The following is a 24,831-nucleotide window of genomic DNA, read 5'->3' on the forward strand; positions in this document are numbered from 1 at the left end:
GCAGCCGGTTTTCAGGGAGTGTCGCTCTCCGCCACCGCGGCACGATCGTCGGCGGCGGCCGGGGGCTGGAGCGTGAATTCGGCGATGCTGGCGGAGTCGGAACCTTCGAACCGTACCGGCTGGCCGTCCAGCTCCACCTGTACGGCGCTGGCGCGCCCGAACAAGACCCGAAACGGTGGCAGACCCTCGTAGCTGCGCTCGGCGCCGGCGCGGAGCAGGTCGAACTCCAGGCGAGCACCGTCGGCGTCGCTGATCTCGACCCAGCTGTCGTCGACCAGCACCAGGCTGATCCGGTGCAGCGGGGACGGTCGGCCGGCCGACGCGTCGCCCGCAACCGGGCCGAGCGAGCCATCGTGTTCGGCCGAGACATCCAGCGATTCGGCCGGACGAAGCGTCGGCAGGGGCAGCGTCGAGGCGGCCAGCGGCCCGTCGCTTGCATCCATCCGGGCATCGGCGTCGTCGAGCGCCAGGGCCCGGGCGATCCGGCTCGAGACCGCGGACGGATCGTCGCTCGGTGCCACCACCGCGGTGTCCGTGTCGACCCCGACGGTCGCTTCCGAGGCGTCATCGAACAGGCGGGTTCCGCCGGCGATGAAGAAGTACACCAGCGGCGGCACGATCAGCGTGGTGCCGAGGAAATAGCTTGCGTAGCGCAGGTAGCGATCGACACGCGGCTGTGGCGCAACGGGCAGTACGCCCTTCAGCGGCGGCGGGGTATCGATTTCCGCGCGTCGGTAGTCGGCGACCGGTTCGCCGAGTTCGCGCGCGTAGTTGAGCAGGTAGCCGCGACGATAGATCGGCGCGATACGATCCATCCGGTCCTCCTCGATCGCCTCGATGATCGATCGCGGGAGTTTCAGCGCCGCAGCGATCTCGGCCCGACTCCGGCCCTGACGCTCACGCGCTTCGGCCAGCCGCTGTCCGGGCCGGTCGATCGGGTCTGCATCAGAAATGGAAGAAGACTCCGGGGTCTCGTCGTCGCGCATCATTCAGGATTCGTCTGCTTGGAGCTGTTCGACCTGCAGCGACTCAGGATAACGCGCCCGCAGCCTCGTTGCATAGCGTTCGGCTTCCTCCCGATTGCCCAGCATTCGCTCGATGCGAACGCCCAGCAGCAGGGCGTCGGGCCCCATTTGGCCGGCCCCCTCGAGTCGCTGCAGGAAGGCGCGCGCAGAGAAGGCCTCCCCCTGCGCCAGCGCCACGCCGGCCAGGTTGAACAGCGCAACGCGGTTGGTCGGGTCGATTTCCAGCGCCTGGCGCAGGTAGGCTTCGGCGTTCTCGAGTCGACCGGCCCGCCGGGCACAGGAGCCGGCGTTGGCGAGCACGACCTCGGGCGTCGGATAGAACGGATCCTCGAGCGCGTCGCCGAAATGCCGCTCGGCCTCGTCGTAGCGGCCGACGCGGCAGAGCAGCGCAGCCAGGCTGTTGTGCGCCGCACCGTCCTCGGGCGCCAGCCGGACCGCCCGCTGGAGATGCTCCAGCGCGCGCTCTTCGCGGCCGATCCGCTCGTAGACGATGCCCAGGGCGAGATGGGCCGGAACGTGCTGCTCGTCCTGGCGAACGGCCAGCTCGAGTTTTTCGAGCGCCAGCTGGATCTGGCCGCGCTCCAGATAGCCGACGCCGAGCCGCGTGTTGATGTCGGCGGCCCGGACCGGGCTGACCCGTTCGACCGCCGAGCCGGTTCGCTGCGGCGACGTTTCGCGGCTCGAGGTCGCACAGCCGCTCAGCGCCAGTGTCGCCAGCACGGCCGACAGCGCGATCATCGGGATCGATCTGCGCACCGTCCCGGTCATGCCAGCGCCTGTCGGGCGAGCTGCTGCTGGACCAGTGCCCGGCGCGTCCCGGCCGACAGTACCTTTCCGACCAGCTGACCGCAGGCGGCGTCGATGTCGTCGCCGCGGGTCTTGCGGACCGTGGCGATCATGCCTCCGGCGCGCAGGATTTCCTGGAACTGCTGGATCCGGGACATCGGCGAGCACTCGAACGGTGTGCCCGGGAAGGGATTGAACGGAATGAGGTTGATCTTGCTCGGGACGTGGGCGAGCACCTTGAGCAGCTTGCGGGCGTGTTCGGGTGCGTCGTTGACGCCGTCGATCATGGTGTATTCGAAGGTCACCGACTGCTTGGGCCGCTTTTCGCTCAGATAGCGCTTGCAGGCCGCCAGCAATTCATCGATCGGATACTTCCGGTTCAGCGGCACCAGGCGCGAGCGCAGCTCATCGGTCGGTGCGTGCAGCGAGACAGCCAGGGCCACGCCCGGCCCGTCGGCCAGGGCGTCGATGCCCGGAACCACGCCGGCGGTCGAGACCGTCACCCGGCGGGCGGCCAGGCCGTAGGCCAGGTCGTCGCGCATCAATTCCAGCGCCGGGCGCACCTGGTCGAGGTTCAGCAGCGGCTCGCCCATGCCCATCAGCACGATATTGGTGATCCGGCGCTCGGCGCCGAGCGCTTCGGTCGCCCGCCAGACCTGACCGATGATCTCGGCGGCGTCCAGGTTGCGGTTGAAGCCCTGGGTCGCGGTCGAGCAGAAGGTGCAGTTGAGCATGCAGCCGACCTGCGAGGAGATGCACAGCGTGCCTCGATCGGGCTCGGGGATGTAAACGGTCTCCACCGCGCTGCCGCCGGGCAGCGCCATGATCCACTTCACTGTGCCGTCGATCGAGCGGTGTTCGCTCATCACGCCCGGGGGGCGGATTTCGGTCTCGGCCTGCAGCCGCTCGCGGAGCGCGCGGCTGAGGTCGGTCATCGCATCGAAATCCACCACGCCACGCTGGTAGATCCACTGCAGCATCTGACGCGCCCGGAACGGCTTCTCGCCCCATTCGGCGAAGAACCGTTCCAGCTGCGCCCGGGACTGACCGAGCAGATTCGTTTTCGTGGCGATTCCAGTCACGCGATGGACCCTGGTTCCATCAGCGCGAGTATATCTCATCGTCGCCAAAGAAGAACGCGATCTCCTGCGCCGCGGTGTCCTCGCCGTCGGACCCGTGCACGGCGTTGGCGTCGATGCTGCTGGCGAAGTCGGCACGGATCGTACCGGGCGCCGCCTGGCGGGGATCGGTTGCGCCCATCAGTTCGCGGTTGCGCGCGATGGCGTCGTCGCCTTCGAGCACCTGGATCATGACCGGTCCGGAGGTCATGAACTCGACCAGGTCGTTGAAGAACGGACGCTCCTTGTGCACGGCATAGAAGCCCTCGGCTTCTGCCCGGCTCAGATGCTTCATCCGGGACGCGACGATCTTCAAGCCGGCGCGTTCGAAGCGGGTGTAGATCTCGCCGATGACGTTCTTGGCCACGGCATCGGGCTTGATGATGGACAGGGTGCGCTGCATGGGTCGAAGACTCCTTGAATGATTGTCTACGGGACGATTTCGGGGTGGACGTACCGATGATCAGCGCCGGCGAGCCCGACCGGACTCCGGTCGGGCGTCCGGACCACCGTCGGACCATCGGCGCCAGGCCCGCGATTCTATCGCGTTTCGCTGGCGCGGAAGGCCCGTACGGCCGTTCGAAAGGGGATAACAGCGCGGACGGACTTGCACGGGGCTCGCCGAAGGTGCTAGGATTCAAACGTCTGTTTGAAACCGCTGTTTCAAACTGCTGTAACAATCCTGTCGACCACGGCCTGCATCCGGAGTGCGAATGTCCCCAGCCGGTTCCACCGCCCCGCCCCGCGCGGACGACGACGCGCCCGAATCGACGGCCCGTCGGATCCTCGATACCGCCGAGCGGCTGTTCGCCGACCAGGGGTTTCATTCGACCACGCTGCGCCAGATCACCCGCGAGGCCGGCGTCAACCTTGCCGCCGTCAATTACCACCACGGGTCCAAGGACGCGCTGATCCTCGCGGTGTTCCAGCGCCGGCTCGACGAACTCAACAGCGAACGCCTCACGAGGCTGCGCGCGGCGATGGAAGCGGCCGATCCGCCGCAGCTCGAAGACGTGCTCGAAGCGTTCATCCACCCCGCGCTGCGCATGGGCTCGGATTCGTCCGGCGACGGCGGTCGGTTCATGCGCCTGCTGATGCGCGCCTGGGCCGAAAATGCCACGCAGATCCACCGCGTGATCCGGCGCCAGTACTCGCATGTCATGCGCACGTTCGCCGACGCGGTCAGCCGTTCGCTCGGCACTGCACCGGAAAACCTCCGGCAGCAGCTCGACTTCCTGATCGGGGCCTTGACCTACACCATGGCGGAAACCCACGACGACGCCGTCGAGGACACCGCCCGGGCACTGATCCGCTTCGGGTGCGCCGGACTGCGCGACTCGATTTCAACTTCGAGCTCCGATGTGCGATCGGATTCGATATCGGATTCGGCCGCTGCATCGGCGGCTCCCACTACGACGCTCCCGCTGGAGGACTCTCGATCATGACCCTGCTCGCTCTGCTTGCCGTTGTCCTGCTCACGCTCGGCCTGGCCTATTTCGCGGCGCCGGCCTGGCTGGCCGCCCTATCGACTTCGGCGGCGGCCGCCGCGTCCATCGCGCTCGGCGCGCATCCCGCCGTCAGCGTGCTGGCCGTCGTCGTCGCCCTGCCGTTGATCGTCGCCGCGCTGCCGCCGCTGCGGCGAGCGCTGTTCACCGATCGCCTGTTCGGCTGGTTCCGCAAGGTGCTGCCGGCGATGTCCGACACCGAGCGCGAGGCGCTGGAGTCGGGCACCACCTGGTGGGACGCCGAGCTGTTCTCCGGCCGGCCGGACTGGAAGGTGCTGATGAACCATCCGGCGCCGTCGCTGACCGACGAGGAGCGCGCGTTTCTCGACGGTCCGGTCGAAGAGCTCTGCCGGATGCTCGACGAGTGGCAGATCGCCCAGGATCAGGACCTGCCGCCGGAGGTCTGGGCCTTTCTCAAGAAACACCGCTTCTTCTCGATGATCATTCCGAAGGAGTTCGGCGGCCTGGGCTTCTCGTCGCAGGGCAACGCCGCGGTGGTCACCAAGATCAGCACCTGCAACCAGACCGCGGCGGTCAGCGTCATGGTGCCGAACTCGCTCGGCCCCGGTGAACTGCTGCACTACTTCGGCACCCAGGCGCAGAAGGATCATTTCCTGCCGAGGCTGGCCTCCGGCCAGGACATTCCCTGCTTCGCCCTGACCTCGCCCTATGCCGGTTCCGATGCCGCCTCGATGCCGGACAAGGGCATCGTGTGCAAAGGCGAGTTCGAAGGGAAGGAAGTGCTCGGCATCCGGGTAACCTGGGACAAGCGCTACATCACGCTGGCGCCGGTGGCCACGGTGGTCGGTCTGGCCTTCAAGTGCTTCGACCCCGACGGCCTGCTCGGCGGCAAGAAGAACCTGGGCATCACCTGCGCCCTGATCCCGGCCGACACGCCGGGGGTGGAAACCGGCAACCGTCACCTGCCCGGCGGTTCACCGTTCATGAACGGCACCACGCGCGGCAAGGACGTGTTCATCCCGATGGACTGGGTGATCGGCGGCCAGCAGCGCGTCGGTCAGGGCTGGAGCATGCTGATGCACTGCCTGTCGGCCGGGCGCGCGATCTCGCTGCCCGCCCAGGCCGTTGCCGGGGGCAAGATCTGCACCATGCTGACCGGTGCCTACGCCCGGGTCCGCTACCAGTTCAAGCAGCCGATCGGGATGTTCGAAGGCATCCAGGAGCCGCTGGCGCGGATCGGCGGCGAGACCTACCGCATGGACGCCGCGCACCAGATGACCATGGTCGCGCTCGACCAGGGCGAAAAGCCGGCGGTGGTCTCGGCGATTCTCAAGGCCAACCTGACCGAAGCCAACCGCCGGATCGTCAACGACGCAATGGACGTCCACGGCGGCAAGGCCGTGATCGAGGGACCGCGCAACTACCTCGCCAAGGGCTACCAGGCCCTGCCGATCGCCATCACCGTGGAAGGCGCGAACATCCTGACCCGCTCGATGATCATCTTCGGCCAGGGCGCGATCCGCTGCCATCCGTGGCTGCTGAAGGAAATGACCGCGGCCACCAGCCAGGCGCCCGACGCCCGCAAGCAGTTCGACAAGGCCTTCTTCGGGCACATCGGCTACACCATCAGCAACGCGGTCCGGTCGCTGGTGCTGGGCCTGACCGGCGGCCGCCCGAGCCGTGCACCGGTGCCGGGATCGCTGAAGCGCGACGCCCAGCGCATCAACCGCCTGTCCGCGGCATTCACGCTGATCGCCGACTTCACGCTGCTGATCCTCGGCGGCAAGTTCAAGTTCGCCGAGAAACTGTCCGGCCGCTTCGCCGATGCGCTCAGCCACCTGTACCTGGCCTCGGCGGTGATCAAGCGCTTCGAGGACGACGGCCGTCCGAGCGAAGACCTGCCGCTGGCGCGCTGGGCGCTGGCCGACAGCCTCCATCGCGTCGAGGAAGCCCTCTACGGCGTGCTGGCCAACTTCCCGGTTCCGGCGCTGGGCCGCGTCCTCCGCGTCTGGGCCTTCCCGTTCGGACGGACCCACGAGGTGGCCGACGACCGGACCGGCCGGAAGATCGCGCAGATCCTGATGAGCCACAACGCCAGTCGGGAGCGCTTGCTGCATGACACCTTCCGTCCGGTCGACGGGGTCGGCGCGGCGATGGCGATCAAGGCCTTCGATGCCATGCTGGCGGCCGAGGACGCCGAGCGTGCCGTGTTCAACGGCTTGAAGCGGATGCCCACGCCGATGAATGTCGAGGCCCTGGCCCGGGAAGCGCTCGACGCCGGACTGATCAACGACGACCAGGTCCAGCAGCTGATCGAGGCCCAGCGCCTGGCCGCGGAAGTCATCGCCGTCGACGAGTTCGAGCCCGAGGCCCTGCGCAATGCGCAGTTCGGCCAACCCGAGCAGCCGTTGAAGAAAGCCAGCTGATCCGCTCGATTCAGGGGCGCCGGCCTGGCGGTCGGCGCCCTGCCCGTTCGATTTCGACCCACTTTTTTCTGAACGACAGGAAGCACACCCGATGTCCGATCAACGATTCACCGTCCGCAAGGCTGCGGTGCTGGGCGCCGGCGTCATGGGCGCGCAGATCGCCGCCCACCTCACCGCCGCCGGCATTCCGGTCCGACTGTTCGATCTGCCTGCCGAAACAGGCGGCCGCAACGACATGGTCAAGGGCGCGATCCAGCGCCTGACCAGGCTGAAGCCACCACCGCTTGCGCGCAAGGACCTGACCGCGTTTCTCGAGCCGGCCAACTTCGAGGACGACCTCGAGTCGCTGGCCGATTGCGATTTCGTCATCGAGGCCGTGGCCGAGCGGATGGACATCAAGAAGTCGCTGTACGAGCGACTGGTGCCGCACCTGCCGGCCGACGCCATCTTCGCCAGCAACACCTCCGGCCTGTCGATCACCGAACTGGCCGGCGTGGTGCCGGAAAGCCACCGCGCGCGCTTCTGCGGCGTCCACTTCTTCAACCCGCCGCGCTACATGCACCTGGTGGAGCTGATCCCGCATGCCGGCACCGAACCGGCCGTCCTCGACCAGCTCGAGGTGTTCCTGACCGAGACGCTCGGCAAGGGCGTGGTCCGGGCGCGCGACACCGTCAACTTCATCGCCAACCGGGTCGGCGTGTTCTCGATGATCTCCACGGTCCACCACGCCGAGCGGCTGGGTCTTGGCTTCGACACCGTCGATGCGCTGACCGGCCCGGCGATCGGCCGGCCGAAATCGGCCACGTTCCGGCTCGCCGACGTGGTCGGACTGGACACCATGGCCAACGTCATCTCGACCATGCAGAACAAGCTCACCGACGACCCCTGGCACACGCTGTACAAGGCGCCGAGCTGGATGAGCCAGCTGATCGAGGCCGGCGCGCTGGGCCAGAAGGCGGGCGCCGGCGTGTTCCGCAAGGAAGGCAAGGCGATCCGGGTCCTCGACCCGTCCTCGGGTGAGTACCGCGACACCGACTACTCGCTCGACGACCAGGTCAAGCAGGTCCTGGCGATCAAGGACCCGGCCGAGAAGATGAAGGCACTGGCCGAGTCCGACCGACCGGAGCTCCAGTTCCTGTGGGCGATCCACCGCGACCTGTTCCAGTACTGCGCCGTGCACCTGGCCGAGATCGCCGACTCGGCCCGCGAGATCGACCTGGCGATGCGCTGGGGCTATGGCTGGGAGTTCGGTCCGTTCGAGATCTGGCAGGCCGCCGGCTGGTCGCAGGTCGCCGCACTGGTCCGCCGCGACATCGACGCCGGCACCGCGCTGACCGATGCCCCCCTGCCCGACTGGGTCGACGCGGTGGACGCCGCGCATGCCGACGCCGGCTCGGTCACCGGCGACGGCGGCACGTTCCCGCGGCCGGACCTGGCCGTCTACGAACGGCAGATGCAGCCGCCGCGCCTGGTCGGCGAATCCGGCCATCACGGCACCACCGTGGCCGACCTGCCCGGCGCACGCCTGTGGACGCTCGAAGACGACGTCCTGATCGTCTCGCACAAGTCGAAGATGAACGTCATCGACACCGGCGTCATCGACGGCCTGAACGAAGCCATCGAACGCGCAGAGCAGGACTTCGCCGGCCTGGTGATCTGGCAGCCGAACGGCCCGTTTTCCGCCGGCGCCAACCTGAAGGCCGCGATGGACTGGGTCGCCAACGGCGAATTCGACCGGGTCGAGGGCCTGGTCGAAGACTTCCAGGCCGCCAACCTGCGGCTGCGCTACGCGGCCGTGCCCAGCATCGCCGCCGTGCGCGGACTGGCGCTCGGCGGCGGTCTCGAATTGGCCATGCACACCAGCCGGATCGTCGCCCACCTCGAGTCGTACATGGGCCTGGTCGAAGCCGGCGTCGGCCTGCTGCCGGCCGGGGGCGGTCTCGGCACGTTGGCCTTCCGGGTCCAGGATCAGACCCGGGCCGGTGACAGCTACGCGCTGCTCGAGAAGCGCTACAAGCAGGTCGCCATGGGCCAGGTCTCCGGCAGTGCGATGGAGGCCCGGGAGATGGGGTACCTGACCGAATCCGACGTCATCGTCATGCACGAGCACGAGCTGCTGCACGCCGCGCACGGCCAGATTCGCGGCATGAACGCCGCCGGCTACCGCGCACCGCTGCCCGGCCGTACGATTCCGGCCGCCGGCGATGTCGGCATCGCGACGCTGAAGATGCTGCTGGCCAACATGCACGAAGGCCATTTCATCAGCGACCACGACATGGAAATCGGCGAACGCATCGCCGACACGATCTGCGGTGGTGCCATCGACCGGGGCGTCCCGGTCAACGAGGACTGGCTGTACGCCCTGGAGCGCAAGCATTTCGTCGAGTTGGCGAAGATGAAACCGACCCAGGACCGGATCGTGCATATGCTGAAGACCGGCAAGCCGCTTCGGAATTGATGTCCGGCTACTGCGCGAGCGGTGGTCGGCGTCCGGCGGTGCTCGTAATCCTCATGGACGTTCCATGTCCACTGCGGATCCTGCGCTCCGGCGGCCACCGACCACCACTCGCTCGCTACGCCAGGCAAGCAATTCCGACCAATTTTCGGAAAATCATTGCTTTACAGACAGGATTTCAATCATGAGTGATGCATATATCGTCTCCGCCGTCCGCACGCCGGTGGCCAAGGCGTTCAAGGGCGGCTTCCGGACCACGCGGCCGGACGACCTGCTGGCCCACGTGATCCGCGCGGCCATGGCCGATGTGCCGAGCGTCGATCCGGCGGCCGTCGAAGATGTGATCATCGGCTGCGCCATGCCGGAAGCGGAACAGGGCATGAACGTGGCGCGCATCGGCGCCCTGCTCGCCGGACTGCCGGATACCGTGCCCGGCGTGACCGTCAACCGGTTCTGCTCGTCCGGCCTGCAGACCGTCGCCATGGCGGCCGACCGGATCCGGCTCGGCGAGGCCGACGTGATGATCGCCGGCGGCACCGAGACCATGACCATGGTCCCGATGATGGGCCACAAGGTCGCGATGAACCCGAAGGTGTTCGACGACGACCACATCGCCATTGCCTACGGCATGGGGATCACGGCGGAAAAGGTCGCCGAGAAGTACGGCGTTTCGCGCCAGGACCAGGACGAATTCGCCTATCGCAGCCACCAGAAGGCGATTGCCGCGATCGACGGCGGCGAATTCACCGAAATCCGCCCCTACAGCGTTCATCACCACTACCCCGACCCGGCCTCCGGCGCGATCCGGACCGTCGAGCAGGTCATCGATACCGACGAGGGACCGCGCCGCGATTCCTCGCCGGAAGCGCTCGGCAAGCTGCGCCCGGTCTTCCGCGCCGACGGCGTGGTGACCGCCGGCACCAGTTCGCAGATGTCCGACGGCGCCGGTGCGCTGGTGATGGTGTCGGAGCAGGCGCTGAAGGACTACGACCTGGAGCCGCTGGCCGTCTTCCGCGGGTTCTCGGTCGCCGGCGTGCCGCCGGAAATCATGGGCATCGGCCCGATCGCCGCGATTCCGAAGGTGCTGAAGCAGACCGGTATTTCGATGGACGACCTGGACTGGATCGAACTGAACGAGGCCTTCGCCGCCCAGGCGCTGGCCGTGATCCGAGACGTCGGCCTGGACCCGGACAAGGTCAACCCGCTGGGCGGTGCGATCGCGCTGGGTCACCCGCTGGGCGCGACCGGGGCCATCCTGTCGGCCAAGATGATCCACGGCATGCGTCGCCGGAAGCAGAAGTACGGCATGGTGACGATGTGCATCGGCACCGGCATGGGCGCGGCCGGCATCATCGAGGCGCTCTGACCGCAGTCCGCCCCGCTCTCCTTCGCGGCAGCGCGCCCGGCGCGCTGTCCGTCCTCAAGGCTGCGCGGCCAGCCCGGCGACCAGTTCGTCGCCGATCGTTCGCGCGGCCTCCAGCCAGGCCGGGTCGACGCCGGGCGCAGTCCGGTAGATCTCGATTGCCGTGGTGATCTCGCGCAGCGCGGCCTCGGGTTCGCCGCGGGCCTGCAGCACGAGGGCCAGCGCCTCGTGCGCCTTGCCGATCCGCGGGTGGCCGGCCTCGTAGCCGCCGCGCGCGACCGCCAGCGCCTCCCGGGCCAGCGGCTCGGCCGCGTCCAGGTTTCCGGCGATGGTCTGCAGGCGGGCAAGGTTGAACAACGCCGTGGCCGACTGGGGATGCCCATCGCCGAGCGTTTCGCGGCGGATCCGGACCGATTCACTCATCGCGTCAATCGCGTCGTCGAGACGATCCATGTTGAAGTACAGCAGGGCCAGGTTGTTGAGCACGATGGCGTAGCTGGGGTGCATCTCGCCGGTGGCCTGCCGCTGCAGTTCGAGCGTGCGCTGGAAGGCGTCGAGCGCTTCGGCCGGTCGTCCGAGGCCATCGCGTGCCGTCGCCACCGACGACCAGATCGCGGCGAGCGTATCCTGCGCCACGGCCGGCTCGGATTCCGCAGCGGCCAGCGCCTCCAGGGCCAGTACTTCGCTGCCCTCGTAATCCCCGGCGTCGATCTTCATCGCGGCCCAGTTGGCGAGCAGGTTGACTTCCAGCCGCCGGGTCCGTTCCGTGCCCTCGTCGACGCGACCGAGCAGCGCTCGTGCCTCCGCGAAACGACGCTCGGCCGACGGAAAGTCGCTTTCCCACCAGTCGACGATCGCCAGCCCGTCGATCGCCTCGGCCTGGCCGACCCGATCGCCGGCCGCGGTTCGCGACGCGAGCGCCTGCTCCAGCTGGAAGCGCGCCGGGCCGATCTCGCCGAGATTCTGCAACGCATAGCCGATCGCGTAGCGCAGGTCCGCCTCCAGCGCCGGCTGGTCGGCGAATCGAGCGTCCAGGTCCGGGATCGCCTGTTTCAGGGCACCGGCCAGCGTCGGCGCGTCGGCGTTCTCGAACGGATCGGCGCGCTGGATCATGTCGACCAGGAAGGCGCGCGCCGCTTCGGCCCGCTCGGCCTCGCTGCGCGCGATGTCGCGCTGCCGCTCGGCTTCCCGGGCCTGGTGCTGGACGGCCAGCAGCCCGGCCACCAGCACCAGGAACACCGCAGCGGTGGCCGCCACGGCACCGCGGTACCGCCGGACGAAGCGCGAGGCCCGGTACCACTTCGAGGCCCCGCGCGCCTCGACCGGTTCACCGCGCAGGTAACGGTCCAGGTCCTCGCCCAGCGCCGCGGCGTCGGGATAGCGCTCGTCGGGATTCTGCCGGAGACCGGTCATGACGATCCGGTCCAGGTCGCCGCGCAGGCGCCGCTTCAGCACCGCGGCCTCGCCCAGCCCCGGCGGCGGCGTTCCGCCGTCGCGCCCGACGGCGGCGCTGGGATCCATCGGCACGGTCTCGCAGACCCGTCGCTCCGCCTCGCGCGGGGACAGGCCGGCCAAGCGGTGCGGCCGGGCGCCGGTCAACAGTTCATAGAGGACGACGGACATGGAATAGACGTCGCTGGCCCGCGAGATCGTCCGGCCCAGCAGCTGTTCCGGGCTTGCGTAGGCCGGGGTCATCAGGCGGGCCTCGAAGCGCGTTTCGGGCTGGTCGAGATCGAGCCGACCGGTCTCCAGTACCTTGGCGATGCCGAAATCGATCAGGCGGGCCTGGCCCTGGTCGTCGACGAGGATGTTCGAGGTCTTCAGGTCGCGGTGGACGATGCCCGCGGCGTGGGCGTGCGCCAGCGCCTCGCAGGTTGCCCGGACCAGGCGCAGGCGCGTGGCCAGGTCGGCCGAGTGCCGGTCGCACCAGCGGTCGATCGGCTCGCCGCGCACCAGTTCCATGGCGAGATACGGCGTGCCGTCGTCCATCGTTCCGCCGTCGATGACCCGCGCGATGCCCGGGTGCTCCAGCGTGGCGGCGATCCGGCGCTCGGCGTCGAAGCGCTGCAGCGCGGTCGAATCCAGGTGGGTGGCCGAGAACAGCTTGATCGCGACGTCCTGGTCGAAGGCGCCGTCGGCCCGTCGACCGCGATAGACCACGCTCATGCCGCCGGCGGCGATCATCTCGACCAGTTCGAAGGCGCCGACGCGCTGGCCGCTCAGGTCGGTCAGGACCGGCGTGCCGCCGGCCGAGCGCGGAATGCCGGGCTCGAGGAACGAGGTCGTGGCCGGTTCGCGTTCGAGCAGCTGCCGGACCCGGGTCCGCACCGAGGCGGGAAGCTGGTCCTGGGTCTCGAGCCAGGCCAGGCGTTCCGTCGACGGGCGGCCGAGCGCCTCTTCCAGGACCGCGAGCGATTGCGCCTCGAGTGCGTCCGGCAGGCGCCGACTCATCCCTGATCCCCGGGGTCGAGCTCGTCCTTCAGCCAGGTCCGGGCGGCTCGCCAGCTGCGGTTGACGGTCGCCGTGGAGATGCCCAGTACGGACGCGACCTCCGGCACGGTCAATCCGCCGAAGCAGCGGAGCTCGACGACCCGGGCCTGGTTCGGATTGAGCCGCTCCAGCCGCTCGAGCGCGCGCTCGAGATCGAGCACATCGACCGGTGCCGCCGACGATTCGACAAGCGAGGTGGTCAACGGCGGATCGGGCGTGCGCTTGTCGGCGCTCCGCCGGCGGCCGGCGTCGACGAGGAGTTGGCGCATCACACGGGCGGCGACGGCCAGGAAGTGAACCCGATCCCGCCAGTCCACGGTCGCGCCTTCCGAGATCTTCAGGTAGGCCTCGTGGACCAGTGCCGTGGGCTGCAGCGTATGGCCGGCCCGTTCCTGCGCGAGGCGAGAGCGGGCCATGGCCCGCAGGGTACCGTAGACCTCTTCGAGCAGCGCGTTCTCCGCCGTCGGATCCCCGTCCGACCAGCGCTTCAGGATCTGCGTCAGTTCGCTCCCGGACCCCTTGGACATGCGCATCGGCGCCCCCGGCGCAGGCAAGTGGATGTTCAACGGTCAGTCTAGCCGCCGCCCCGGGCGGTCACAAGCCGGCGGTGCCGGTTCCTGATACGTTTTCCGCCCGCCCTGCGCTTACCCCACTGGAACCTACCCGACCCAGGACGGAAGCGCATGCGGATTCGATGGTTTTCCCTGGTTCCGGTCGCAGCGATCGCGCTGCTGGCCGGGCCGACGGCTGCACAGATCGAGCGTGTCAGCCTGAGCGACGACGAGCAACCCGCCAACGGCGGCAGCTACGCGGCGGCCGTTTCCGACGACGGCACGCTCGTGGCCTTCCGGTCGAACGCGGACAACCTGGCCCCGGCCGATACCAACGGTCTGCCGGACATCTTCCTGCGCGACCTCGCCGCCGGCACCACCCAGCCGGTCAGCCTGCGGCCGGACGGGCAGCCGGCGACCGACTTCAGCAAGGCGCCGTCGATCTCCGGCGACGGGCGCTTCGTCGTGTTCGAGGCCAAGCACCCGGCCTCGGCCGTACTGGTCACCGCACTGCGCGATCGGATCAGCGCGACCACCGAATATCTCGTTCCGAACACCAGCTCCGGCAATCCGGCGGCGCCCGGGACCGCCCGCCTCCAGGGCGCGATCTCGGGCGACGGACGGTTCGTGGCCTTCGTGACCCGGGACAACCTTCAGGGAGCCTGGCCGACGTCCATCCGGCCGCCGAACGACGATTCCAATAGCACCTTCGACGTGTTCGTCTACGACCGGGACACGCAGCCGACGCCGCCGATCGAGCGCGTCAGCCGGCTCACGGCGGGCGCGGAGCTGGACGCGGACAGCCGCTCGCCGTCGGTCAGCCAGGACGGCGGCACGATCGCCTTCGAGACCTTTTCCGAACTCGTTCCCGGCGACGACAACGGTGCGCCCGACGTGGTCGTCAAGGTCCGCGCCAGCGGCATGCTGGAATTGGCCAGCACCACGGCCGGCGGGGCATCGGGCAACGGTCCGAGCTTCGACCCGGCGATCTCCGGCGACGCTTCGGCCGTCGCGTTCCGTTCCGCGGCCAGTGACCTGGTCGCCGGCGACACCAACGGACGCGTCGACATCTTCGTGCGCGACCGCACGACATCGACAACGACCCGGGTAAGCGTCTCGACCGACGGCACGGAGGCCGACGGCCACAGCATGGACCCGTCGATCTCCGACGACGGTCGATTCGTGGCCTTCCGCTCCGTCGCCGGCAACCTGGTGCCCGACGACAGCAACGGCCGGGCCGACATCTTCGTCCACGACCGGACGACCGGGACGACGGTGCGCGTCGGCCAGCCCCCCGGCGGCGAATCCAACGGTTCCAGCGCCGCCCCGGCGATCTCGGGCGACGGGGCCTGGATCGTGTTCGAGTCCGATGCAACGAACCTGGTGCCGGGCGACGACAACGCGGCCCGGGACATCTTCCGCGTCCCCAATCCGTTGTGGAGCAGCCCATGAGCCCTCGCCCTTCCTTTCCGTTCGACCATGGCGCCGCCGTGCTGGCCGGGCTGCTCGCGATCCTCCTCCTGCTGCCAGCCGCGCTGTCGGCCGGCGACGGCGAGGTGCTGTTCCTCGAAGGGTTCGAAGGCACCGGCAACGTGCCGCAGTTCGTGCCGGTGGATCCGCAGGTCGCGGTGGTGGCGCGCCCGCTCGCGCTCGACATCGACACATCGGAACCGGCCAACCAGGCCGGCCTCGAGTTCTCGCTGGACGAAAGCCCCGCCGGCCTGACGCTGCGCGCCGGGACCGGTGAGATCGACTGGACGCCGAACGCGAGCCAGATCGGCAGCCAGACCGTGACCGTCCGGGTCGAGGACCTGGCCGGCCTGGCCAATACGCTGACCTTCACGATCGACGTCATCGATCCCGATGCGGCACCGACGGTCCTGCCGATCGCCGACCGGGGCGTGGCGGTCGGCGACTTGCTCACGCTCATCGTGGAGGTCGAGGACCCGGGTGCCGCCACGCCGCCGCTGCTGACGCTGGAGGAGGCGCCCGCGGGCATGACGCTGGACCCGGTCGGCGGCCAGCTGGAGTGGCTGACCGGCCCCGGCGATATCGGCAGCTACCCGGTGCGGGTCCGCGCCACAGATGCCGGAGGCCGCTTCGGCGAGACACGATTCACCGTGACCGTCGCGGTCAACGAGCCGCCGGTCCTGGCCGACCTGCCCGACCGCGGCGCAACGCCGGACCTCCCGGTCGCGATCCAGCCCGTGGCCAGCGACCCGGATCCCGGGGATGTCCTTGGCTGGTCGCTGCCCGTGCGGCCGTCGGGCATGGCGATCGATCCGGACACCGGCGCCATCGGCTGGACGCCGACGCGATTGCAGCTGGGCCCGCACCCGGTCACCGTGCGCGTGACCGATGCGCTGGGCGCAGCCGACGAGGCCACCTTCGAGATCCGCGTCGATTTCAATCGCGCGCCGCTGGCCATCGACGACGGCGTCTACCGCGTCGAGCGCGGCGACACGCTGACGATCGATCCGCCCGGCGTGCTGGACAACGACACCGATCCGAACTCCGACTCCCTGACCGCCTTGCTGGTCGACGGCCCCCAGCGCGGCAGTCTGACGCTGAACGCCGACGGCGGCTTCGACTACACGCCGGACGTGCCGGTCGGCACCGTCGGCTTCGTCGAGAAGTTCTCGTACGACAACTTCGGGGGCGCCGACAGCTGGCTGCCGGTGATCGGTGATCTGGACGGAGACGGCGGGGCCGACCTGGTCGTCTGTGACTGCATCGACACGTTCGAGGATCGCATCGTCGCGATCGACGGCGAAAGCGGCAGCGAGCTGTGGGCGTTCCGATTCTCCAGCCGCGAGATCGACGAGACCGCACAGGCCGCGCTCGCGGATATCGACCTCGATGGATTTGCGGAGGTGCTGGTCATCGGCGGCGACGCCGATTCCAGCCCCCCCGCCAATCTTCAGCTGTATGCGTTCGAGCACGACGGCGGCCTGAAGTGGGTCAGCGACCCCCTGCCCAACGTCTTCTACATGGACGACGTGCGACGCGGCAATCGACAGCTCGACAGCGCAGCGATCACGGTGGTCGATCTCGATCAGGACGGCATCCCCGAGATCGTCGCCGCGCCCGATTTCGGCCCGGCCGGCTATCACGTCTGGGACCACGAGGGTCGCTCCCTGCAGACCGTCCACGAACCGGGAACGACGGTGGGCGACGCATCGCCCACCCGCGTCACCATCGTCGATCTCGACCTGGACCGCGATCCGGAAATCGTGGTCGGCAATGTCGCCTGGTCGCACGACGGCGCGCTGCTGTGGAAGCGGACCGACAACTTCAGCCAGAGCCTGAGCACGGACTATCCCGTGGTCGCCAACCTGGACGACGACCCCTTTCCCGAACTCGTGCGTACGCGCGGTGGCGGGTCCTTCCCGGACAACCGCGGCAACGTCGTGGCATGGAACCATGACGGAACCGATCTCTGGGAAAGCAGCGGAGAGTTCAGCTTCAACACCGCGCCGCTGACCGTGGCCGATGTCGACGCCGACGGCTACGCGGACGTGCTGTATCCGAACCACGCCGCGGCCGACCTGTTCCAGGTGCTGGACGGTCGCGACGGCTCGGTCAAGTGGAGCAAAGTCGTCGACACCCGCTCGACCGGGGCCTCGGTGATCGACCTCGACCGCGACGGCTTCGTCGAGGTGGTCTATGTCGACTGGAACAGTGACTTCCACGTCTGGGACGGCCGCGACGGCACGGAGAAGTTGTTCCTGGCGACCGACATACCGCGGCCGTTCAATTACACCGTGCCCGTCTTCGCCGACGTCGACAACGACGGCGCGGCCGAGATGATCGTCAACGGCGGCTTCGACTTCGGGACCAATGCCGTGGTCAGCGTCTGGGAGAGCCCGACCGACGACTGGCCGCCGATGCGCCCGCTCTGGAACGAACACCGCTACCGCGTCACCAACGTCAACGACGACCTGACCATCCCGGCCCGCGAGCGCGCGCACTGGCTGCTGCCGGGCCTGAACCAGGCGATGATCAACCAGCGACTGCCCGAAGCACGCACGGAGGATCGGGACGCGTTCACCTACCGGGCCAGCGACGGCGAGCTGCAGTCGAACGTGGCCGAGGTCTCGATCGAGATCCTGCCGCCGAACGCGGCCCCGCGCATCCTGTCGACGCCCGGCCTGCTCGCCTCGCCCGGCTTCGAGTACGTCTACGACGTGCTGGCCGTCGACGCCGACGCCGGCGAGCAATTGTCCTTTTCCATCGCCGAAGGCCCGGTCGGCATGGCGATCAGCGCCGAGGGCCGCGTCGCCTGGACCCCCGGAGCCGGCGATCTCGGACCGCACCCGGTCGTGGTTGGCGTGACCGATACGCTGAACGTGGCCGCTTACCAGGACTTCGTGCTCGAGGTCCGGGCGCCGGTGACCGTGCCCGACCTCGCCGGCCTCGACGAGATCGCTGCCGTCGCCGCGCTCGAACAGCTCGAACTGCGCGCCGACCCGCTGCGCGACACGTTCAGCGATACGGTCGCGGTCGGCCGCGTCGCCTCGCAGTCGCCCGCCGCCGGCGTGGCCATCGCCGCCGGCGGCGGTGTGACCGTGGAAATCTCCCGCGGCCCGGTGCCGGTGACCGTCCCCCGCCTCGGCGGGCTCGAGCTGCCCGAGGCCCAGGACGCCCTGGCCGGCGCCGGCCTGGCCGCCGCGCCGGTCGCCTGGGCCAACGACCCGACCGTGCCGCGCGGCATGGTCCTTTCGCAGGACCCGCCGCCGAACGCCGCGGTGCCGCCCGGCAGCGATGTCGCCCTGGTGGTTTCCGGCGGGCCGAGGGCGCGGATCACGATCGACCCGCCGCTGGTGCCGGCCGGGGCTTCCGCAACGGTCGCCGTCGAAGTCCGCGACCTCGACGGCACGCCGCTGGACCCGCAGCCGTCGGTCACCCTGAGCCTCGACGTGGATCCCGATCGCCTGTTCGGCACGCCCCCGACGCTCGGCGGGAACGTGATCACCACCGCGCCGGATTCGCAGGGCGAACTGCGGGTCGAGGCCGCCTTCGACGCGCCGACGCCGGAGCAGGTGACCGCCCCGGCCGCCATCCTGCCGGCGATCAGCGACGGGCCCGGCGGCACCGTGTTCACCGAGTTCGCCGCCCAGCTGGAGCAGTTCGACATCCTGCTCGCCGACCTGATCGATGCCGTCGCCGTCAGCGACGGACCGGCGATCGAGGCGCTCGACCAGCAGCTGGCGGCGCTCGAGGCCGACATCGATCTGCGCAGGCTCCGCACGCTGACGCCGATCGCACCGGATGGCGGCGTGCCGCCGACGGCCGCCCAGGCCCAGGCCGGCGGACTGGCGCGCGGCAGCGACGACCGGGCCTACGCCGGCATCGGCATCGACCTGCTGGTCCTGTTCGACGAAATCGCCGCGCAGGTCCGCGGCGGGACGGTGCCCGACGCGGTGCTGAACCTGCTCAACCAGGACCTGGCCGCGACGGCCGCCGCCCGGGTCGGTCTCGATCCGTCGCCGGTCGGCGTGCTCGAAGCGGCGCCGGCCGTGGTCGCACTGCTCGGCACCAGCATCCCGCGGCTGGTCGCCGCCGATATCGGCGCGGTCCGGCAGGCCCTGCGCGACGAGGGCATCCTCGCCCCGGACGGGACCGCGCAGGCCGGCCGCTTCACGCTGCCCGGCATCCTGACCGCCTCCAGCATCCGGACCCGGATCATCAAGACCGTCTACGTGCCCTACCTCGGCGAAGCCGCCCGGATGCTCGGTGCCGTGGCCGCCGCCGACCTGCTGCAGACCTACACCAACGCCGGCGCGCTGGTCGGCATCATCACCGGCGCCAGCCAGGCGATCCACGTCTTCGACGTCGCACCGTCGGCGCTGGAAGGCTTCGGCTTCGATCCCACGCTGAGCCCGAACAACGCCGTGACCATGATCGGCCCGGCCCTGTTCGCGGCCGCGTCGGACGCAGCGTCGGCGCTGTCGAGTGCTTCCGATGTCCGGGACGTCAATTCGGCGATGGACGCGATCCAGGGCGTCCTCGATGCGGCTACCGGTCTCGACCAGGCCTGGGACGACGCCAACTCCATGCCGATCGGCGTGGCCCGCGGCTGCATCCTCGACGGCACGCCGGGCTGCCGACAGCTGATCTACCCGGACGGCTTCGCCTCCGTGTACGAAGCCGACGGCGTGCTGAGCCTGCCGGGCCCGGTGCTGATCGTCGCGCGCAACCTCGAGTCGGGCAGCTGGGCGGTGTTCGTGGCCAACTTCGTGCCGACCGCGCCGGAAGGCTGATTGGCCGGGACCGGACCACGGACGATGGATCGGCGCGTCCGGCACCTCGCATCGACCGAGCCGCGCCGCGAGGACTGCATCCAGGCTCCACCGCCAGAACGTGAAGGGGCACCCGGGCAACGCGTCTCGGGTGCCGCGGGGCGAGGAGTCAGCGTCCTCCCGGGCACCCCGCACGGCGTCGAGGGTGAGCCTGTGACGGACCGCCACCTTGTCGCCCGCCGGTCTCCTCGACGCCACTCCGGGCCGTCGCCCGCTCGCCGACCCGGACGACTTCTACAGGGTCCACGGCACCGACGGCGGCCTCGGCCTGCCTGGCATGGTGCTGATCCGGGTACGCACCCTCGAGTCCGGGGCCAATGCGCTGTCGATCGCCGACGTCGTTGCGACCCGAAACGGATGATCCGGAACAGCGGCCGATGATCGAAACGGCCTCCGATCCGCACGCCCGGTGCCGAGGCCGCCGTATCGAACGCACGACGATGTCCGGGGCACCGGATCGGGCACCGGCGCCGTCGGCATCATCGCGTTGCGCCGACACTCACGGCGGCCGCGCACCGATTCCCCGGCTGTCGGCGTTTCCGAAGCTGCCTCGCGGTGAGTCGGATTTTTTGCGTGATGCATCTCACAGAACCGGGCATTCTTGCTGTCGGTGGATTGCAAGCCGCCGGAGACTTGACTACTGTTGATCGCGGCAAGGTCATGAAATTGTGACGCGCCACAAGGGGTTGAGTGCCTCATGCGCTCGATGCAAAAACCAATCTGACGAATCGGAAATACAGGGGGCGGCCGACCCACCGGCTGCAACGAATCCGGAACGAGCGCCCGCTTTTCTGCCCCGTGGCCGCAGGGTCATGGGCGCGGAACGCCGAGGCACAGGATGATTCTCGACATGATCGACTCGACGACCCGTATCGCACTTCGCTTTCCCACACATCTCTTCCTCGGCGTGGTCCTGCTGCTGACGGCACTGGGCGCGACGAACCAGGGACTCGCGCAGACCGACGCCGGCACCCCGGGCGCCCAGGAATCGGAAGTCGGGGCGTACTATGTGCGCTTCACGCCGGGCCGGGCCGCGCTCACGGACCGGGCCATCCGGGAACTGGGCGGCGAAATCACCCACCGATTGGACACTGTTCATTCCGTTGCAATCACCATGCCGCGACAGGCCGTCGACGCGCTGGGTCGCAGGGCGGGGATCGAACTGATCGAACCGGTCCCCGAGTATCGCATCCAGGCCGAGGTCATCCCCTACAACATCGACCAGTACCAGGCGCGCGATATCTGGGACCGGAACCGCGACAACATCGTCGACTCGGGTGCCCCGGACGGCTCCGGCGTCAAGTTCTGCATCATCGATACCGGCTTCCACGGTCCGCACGACGACTTCGTCGGAACCTCCATCACCGGGTTCTCGCAGATCAGCGGCGAGAACTGGTTCGAGGACGGCAACGGGCACGGCACGCACGTCGCGGGCACGGCCAACGCGGTCATGAACAATATCGGGGTGGTCGGCGCCATGCCGGGCGGGGCCGCGCTGCACATCGTCAAGGTGTTCGATAATTCCGGCAGCTGGGTCACCGGCCAGTCCAACCTGGGCGCTGCGATCCAGGAATGCGCGGATCGCGACGCGAACGTCATCAGCATGAGCCTCGGTGGCGGTGGGGCCAGCGCGACCGAAGAAGCCCTGTTCCAGTCTCTCTACGACACCGGCGTGCCGGGCGACGACGGCATCATCGCCCCGCTGCTCAGCGTTGCCGCCGCCGGCAACAGCGGCAATGCCACGGCCAGCTTCCCGGCCTCCTACGACTCGGTCATTTCCGTGGCCGCGATCGACGAAGCGGAGGTCGTGGCGAGCTTCAGCCAGTACCCGGCGACCGCGTACGACCCCAACAACCCGCCCGCAAACGTCGAATGGGACGTCGTCGAGCTTTCCGGCGGCGGCGTCAACGTGCTGTCGACCTATCCGTTCCCCGACGGCAGCGTCCCGGCCTACCAGGCGATCGGCACGCAGACCTTCAGTGGCGGTCATATCGACGAGGCCGGCTTCGGCGACGTGACGGCCACGCTGGTCGACGGCGGCTTCTGCGAGGCCGGTAGCGGGGACGCCAGCTGGAACGGCGCCGTGGTGATCTGTTCGCGCGGCAACGTCTCGTTTTCGGTGAAGGTCAACGAGGTCCGCGACAACGGGGGCCTGGCCGCGATCATCTACAACAACGCCGCCGGCGAATTCGCCGGCACCTGCGGCGGCGGCTGCACCGCGCCGCTGATTCCCGCGATCAGTCTGAGCCAGGCCGACGGCCAGGCCCTGATCGCCGACGACCTGGGCGCCTCCATCCGCGTGGTCGCCGACGACGGCTCCAGCTGCACCACCTGCAACGGCGGCTACGCGTTCCTCAGCGGGACATCGATGGCCACGCCCGGCGTGGCCGCGGCGCTGGCGCTGGCCTGGGACGCCTGCGGCGGCCCTGCCACGGTCACCAACAAGGACATCCGCCAGCTGTTGCGCGACAGCGCGAAGGACCTCACCGGCACGCACGGTGGCGGCGGCGGCACCTACGGACCCGGCTGGGATCCGGCGACCGGCTGGGGCCTGGTCCAGCTGGCCGACGCTCGCGAACTCGGCAACACCCGCTTCGGCGGTGCCTGCCCGATCGGCCTGCAGGTCGCACCGGCCGAGGCCGATGTCTGTGCCGCCGACGGCAGCACGGACCTGACGGTCACGCTGGACGACCAGTTCCTCGGCAGTGCGACGCTGAGCGCGACCGGCAACCCCGCCGGCACCTCGGGCGCGTTCAGCCCGAATCCGCTCGTGCACCCCGACAAGGATTCGATCTACACGCTGTCCAACCTCGGCGCAGCCGCCGGCGGAAGCTACACGATCGCGTTCACCGCGACCGACGACAGCGACCCGGCCAACACCGCGGACGGCCAGGCCGTGCTGAACCTGGTCACCGCGGCCCCGGCCGGCGGCGTCCTGACCGGCCCCGCGAACGGCAGCACCGGCGTGACATTGCGGCCCACGCTGACCTGGACCGCCGCCAGTGAGGCGGTCGGCTACGAACTGCAGATCTCGACCTCGCCGACCTTCGGCACGATCGCCTACAGCGCCAGCGTCACCGGCACCAGCCATGCCGTCGCGACCGACCTGGATTCGACGACGACCTACTACTGGCGTGTTCGCGCGTCCAATGCCTGCGGCAACGGGAACTGGTTCTCCGCGTCCAGCTTCACGACCACTGCGCTGGTCTGCACCGTCGTCCCCAGCACCGACGTTCCGATCGCCATCGAGGATGCGACGAGCGGCACGCCGCGGACGACCGATTCGACGCTCGTCACGGCGATCGCGGACCCGATCGACAGCATCAATGTCATCGGCCTCCAGGGCACGCACACCTGGATCAACGACCTGTCGTTCGACCTCGTCAGTCCGGCCGGCACGTCCGTCCGGATCATGAACCGGAGCTGCACCAACGAGGACAATTTCGACCTGAGCCTGTCCGATTCGGCCAGCAGCACCTGGCCCTGTCCGCCGGTCGGCGGCGGGACCTACCAGCCGAGCAATCCGCTGTCGGCATTCGACGGCCAGTCGCCCGCCGGAAGCTGGACGCTGCGGATCACCGACAACGTCGGGGCAGACACCGGCACCCTGAACGCCTGGGCGCTGGAATTCTGCGTCGTCCCGGCCGGCGGACCCGCGCCGACGACCACCACGATCGATTCGATCACGCCGGCGACGAGTCAGATCGTCGGTCAGCCGTACACCGTGGCCGTTTCCGTCAGCGGCGCGTCGCCGACCGGCACCGTGAACGTCAGCGACGGCACCGACAGCTGCACGATCACCCTGCCCGACGCCTCCTGCGACCTGACCTCGACGACGACGGGCGCCAGGACGATCACCGCCAGCTACTCGGGCGACGCCGATGACGCGCCCAGCAGCGGCAACGCGGCCTACGGCGTCGTGCAGGCGTCGTCGACCACCAACATCACCAGCATCACGCCGGCCGGCTCGCAGGCCTACAACACGCCGTACACGGTCGAGGTCTCGGTCGCCGGCTACGCCCCGACCGGCACGGTCACCGTCAGCGACGGCAACGGCAGTTCATGCAACATCGTCCTTCCGGCCACGTCCTGCGCACTGGCCTCGACCGTTGTCGGTGCCATCGATGTCAGCGCGAGTTACCCGGGCGACGCCAACAACACGTCGAGCAGCGTGCTGTCGCCCTACGAGATCACGGCCATTCCGGCCACGATTGCTTTCGCCGACCTGACGCAGACCTACACCGGCGGCGCACTCGGCGCCACCGTCACCACCTCGCCGGCCGGCCTGGCCACCTCGGTGACCTACGACGGCGGCGGCGAACCGACCGACGCGGGCAGCTACACGGTCGTGGCCACGATCACCGAGCCCGGCTACACCGGCTCGGCCACCGACACGTTCACGATCACCCCCGCGCCGGCCACGGTCTCGCTGTCGAACCTGTCCCAGACCTTCGACGGCTCGCCGAAGCCGGTCACCGTGACCACCACGCCGGCCAGCCTGACCGTCGAGGTGACCTACGACGGCAGCCCGACCGCGCCGAGCGCCGTCGGCAGCTACGCCGTGGTCGCCACGGTCGACGACCCGAACCACACCGGCTCGGCGTCCGGTACGCTCGAGATCACCGCGGCCGCCGCCACCGTGACGCTGAGCGACCTGAGCCGGGTCTACACCGGCGGCGCACTCGGCGCCACCGTCACCACCTCGCCGGCCGGCCTGGCCACCTCGGTGACCTACGACGGCGGCGGCGAACCGGCCGACGCGGGCAGCTACACGGTCGTGGCCACGATCACCGAGCCCGGCTACACCGGCTCGGCCACCGACACGTTCACGATCACCCCCGCGCCGGCC

14 protein-coding genes are annotated in these 24,831 nt (G+C 69.2%); 8 read left to right on the plus strand and 6 right to left on the minus strand.

The window, feature by feature from the left end; genetic code table 11:
- Positions 1–11 precede the first annotated feature (11 nt).
- The 4 genes from HFP89_RS05180 to ndk are packed head-to-tail and all read right to left on the minus strand — an operon-like array spanning position 12 to position 3,332.
- On the minus strand, positions 12–989 hold the full coding sequence (locus HFP89_RS05180; protein ID WP_168716580.1) for a RodZ domain-containing protein: 978 nt from the start codon (positions 987–989) through the stop codon (positions 12–14).
- Positions 990–1,781, minus strand: coding sequence for a type IV pilus biogenesis/stability protein PilW (pilW, locus tag HFP89_RS05185; protein ID WP_168716581.1), 792 nt, complete (start codon positions 1,779–1,781; stop codon positions 990–992).
- Positions 1,782–1,789: 8 nt separating this feature from the next.
- Positions 1,790–2,893, minus strand: coding sequence for a 23S rRNA (adenine(2503)-C(2))-methyltransferase RlmN (gene rlmN / locus HFP89_RS05190; RefSeq protein WP_346775189.1), 1,104 nt, complete (start codon positions 2,891–2,893; stop codon positions 1,790–1,792).
- A gap of 19 nt (positions 2,894–2,912) precedes the next feature.
- Complete coding sequence (gene ndk / locus HFP89_RS05195) at positions 2,913–3,332, minus strand: nucleoside-diphosphate kinase (protein ID WP_168716583.1); 420 nt, start codon at positions 3,330–3,332, stop codon at positions 2,913–2,915.
- 310 nt (positions 3,333–3,642) lie between these two features.
- Between ndk and HFP89_RS16160 the strand changes: the two genes are divergently transcribed.
- The 4 genes from HFP89_RS16160 (at position 3,643) to HFP89_RS05215 (ending at position 10,642) form a co-directional block, all read left to right on the plus strand.
- On the plus strand, positions 3,643–4,374 hold the full coding sequence (locus HFP89_RS16160; protein WP_168716584.1) for a TetR/AcrR family transcriptional regulator: 732 nt from the start codon (positions 3,643–3,645) through the stop codon (positions 4,372–4,374).
- On the plus strand, positions 4,371–6,821 hold the full coding sequence (locus HFP89_RS05205) for an acyl-CoA dehydrogenase (RefSeq protein ID WP_168716585.1): 2,451 nt from the start codon (positions 4,371–4,373) through the stop codon (positions 6,819–6,821). The genes HFP89_RS16160 and HFP89_RS05205 overlap by 4 nt, the downstream gene beginning before the upstream one ends.
- A 91-nt stretch (positions 6,822–6,912) precedes the next feature.
- Positions 6,913–9,279 (plus strand): 3-hydroxyacyl-CoA dehydrogenase NAD-binding domain-containing protein, encoded by a 2,367-nt coding sequence (locus HFP89_RS05210; RefSeq protein ID WP_168716586.1) that lies wholly within the window; start codon positions 6,913–6,915, stop codon positions 9,277–9,279.
- Positions 9,280–9,460: 181 nt separating this feature from the next.
- Positions 9,461–10,642, plus strand: a complete 1,182-nt coding sequence (locus HFP89_RS05215; protein ID WP_168716587.1) for an acetyl-CoA C-acyltransferase — start codon at positions 9,461–9,463, stop codon at positions 10,640–10,642.
- A gap of 54 nt (positions 10,643–10,696) precedes the next feature.
- On the opposite strand, the gene HFP89_RS05220 is transcribed toward HFP89_RS05215, so the two are convergent.
- Both HFP89_RS05220 and HFP89_RS05225 read right to left on the minus strand, forming a co-directional pair.
- The gene (locus HFP89_RS05220) at positions 10,697–13,090 is read right to left on the minus strand and encodes a serine/threonine-protein kinase (protein WP_168716588.1); all 2,394 of its coding nucleotides are present in this window, start codon (positions 13,088–13,090) and stop codon (positions 10,697–10,699) included.
- Positions 13,087–13,656, minus strand: coding sequence for a sigma-70 family RNA polymerase sigma factor (locus tag HFP89_RS05225; RefSeq protein WP_168716589.1), 570 nt, complete (start codon positions 13,654–13,656; stop codon positions 13,087–13,089). Before HFP89_RS05225 ends, HFP89_RS05220 begins: the two co-directional genes overlap by 4 nt.
- 156 nt (positions 13,657–13,812) lie before the next feature.
- Between HFP89_RS05225 and HFP89_RS05230 the strand changes: the two genes are divergently transcribed.
- The 4 genes from HFP89_RS05230 to HFP89_RS05245 form a co-directional block, all read left to right on the plus strand.
- Positions 13,813–15,132, plus strand: coding sequence for a PD40 domain-containing protein (locus HFP89_RS05230; RefSeq protein WP_168716590.1), 1,320 nt, complete (start codon positions 13,813–13,815; stop codon positions 15,130–15,132).
- The gene (locus HFP89_RS05235; RefSeq protein ID WP_168716591.1) at positions 15,129–19,943 is read left to right on the plus strand and encodes a putative Ig domain-containing protein; all 4,815 of its coding nucleotides are present in this window, start codon (positions 15,129–15,131) and stop codon (positions 19,941–19,943) included. Before HFP89_RS05230 ends, HFP89_RS05235 begins: the two co-directional genes overlap by 4 nt.
- Positions 19,944–20,151: 208 nt before the next feature.
- Positions 20,152–20,343 carry a hypothetical protein gene (locus HFP89_RS05240; protein WP_168716592.1) on the plus strand — a complete coding sequence of 64 codons (192 nt, stop codon included), beginning with the start codon at positions 20,152–20,154 and terminating at the stop codon, positions 20,341–20,343.
- Between the two features lie 489 nt (positions 20,344–20,832).
- A partial coding sequence (locus HFP89_RS05245; protein ID WP_168716593.1) for an MBG domain-containing protein occupies positions 20,833–24,831 on the plus strand: 3,999 nt, incomplete at its 3' end.

The organism is Wenzhouxiangella sp. XN79A, assembly GCF_012272825.1.
In the GTDB taxonomy this organism is placed as follows: domain Bacteria; phylum Pseudomonadota; class Gammaproteobacteria; order Xanthomonadales; family Wenzhouxiangellaceae.

Excerpts from the sequence above, each read along its gene's own strand:
- HFP89_RS05215 (WP_168716587.1), top strand. The coding sequence starts at position 9,461 with ATGAGTGATGCATATATCGTCTCCGCCGTCCGCACGCCGGTGGCCAAG.
- HFP89_RS05205 (WP_168716585.1), top strand. The coding sequence starts at position 4,371 with ATGACCCTGCTCGCTCTGCTTGCCGTTGTCCTGCTCACGCTCGGCCTG.
- HFP89_RS05225 (WP_168716589.1), bottom strand. The coding sequence starts at position 13,656 with ATGTCCAAGGGGTCCGGGAGCGAACTGACGCAGATCCTGAAGCGCTGG.
- HFP89_RS05220 (WP_168716588.1), bottom strand. The coding sequence starts at position 13,090 with ATGAGTCGGCGCCTGCCGGACGCACTCGAGGCGCAATCGCTCGCGGTC.
- ndk (WP_168716583.1), bottom strand. The coding sequence starts at position 3,332 with ATGCAGCGCACCCTGTCCATCATCAAGCCCGATGCCGTGGCCAAGAAC.
- HFP89_RS05180 (WP_168716580.1), bottom strand. The coding sequence starts at position 989 with ATGATGCGCGACGACGAGACCCCGGAGTCTTCTTCCATTTCTGATGCA.
- HFP89_RS05235 (WP_168716591.1), top strand. The coding sequence starts at position 15,129 with ATGAGCCCTCGCCCTTCCTTTCCGTTCGACCATGGCGCCGCCGTGCTG.
- HFP89_RS05230 (WP_168716590.1), top strand. The coding sequence starts at position 13,813 with ATGCGGATTCGATGGTTTTCCCTGGTTCCGGTCGCAGCGATCGCGCTG.
- HFP89_RS16160 (WP_168716584.1), top strand. The coding sequence starts at position 3,643 with ATGTCCCCAGCCGGTTCCACCGCCCCGCCCCGCGCGGACGACGACGCG.
- HFP89_RS05210 (WP_168716586.1), top strand. The coding sequence starts at position 6,913 with ATGTCCGATCAACGATTCACCGTCCGCAAGGCTGCGGTGCTGGGCGCC.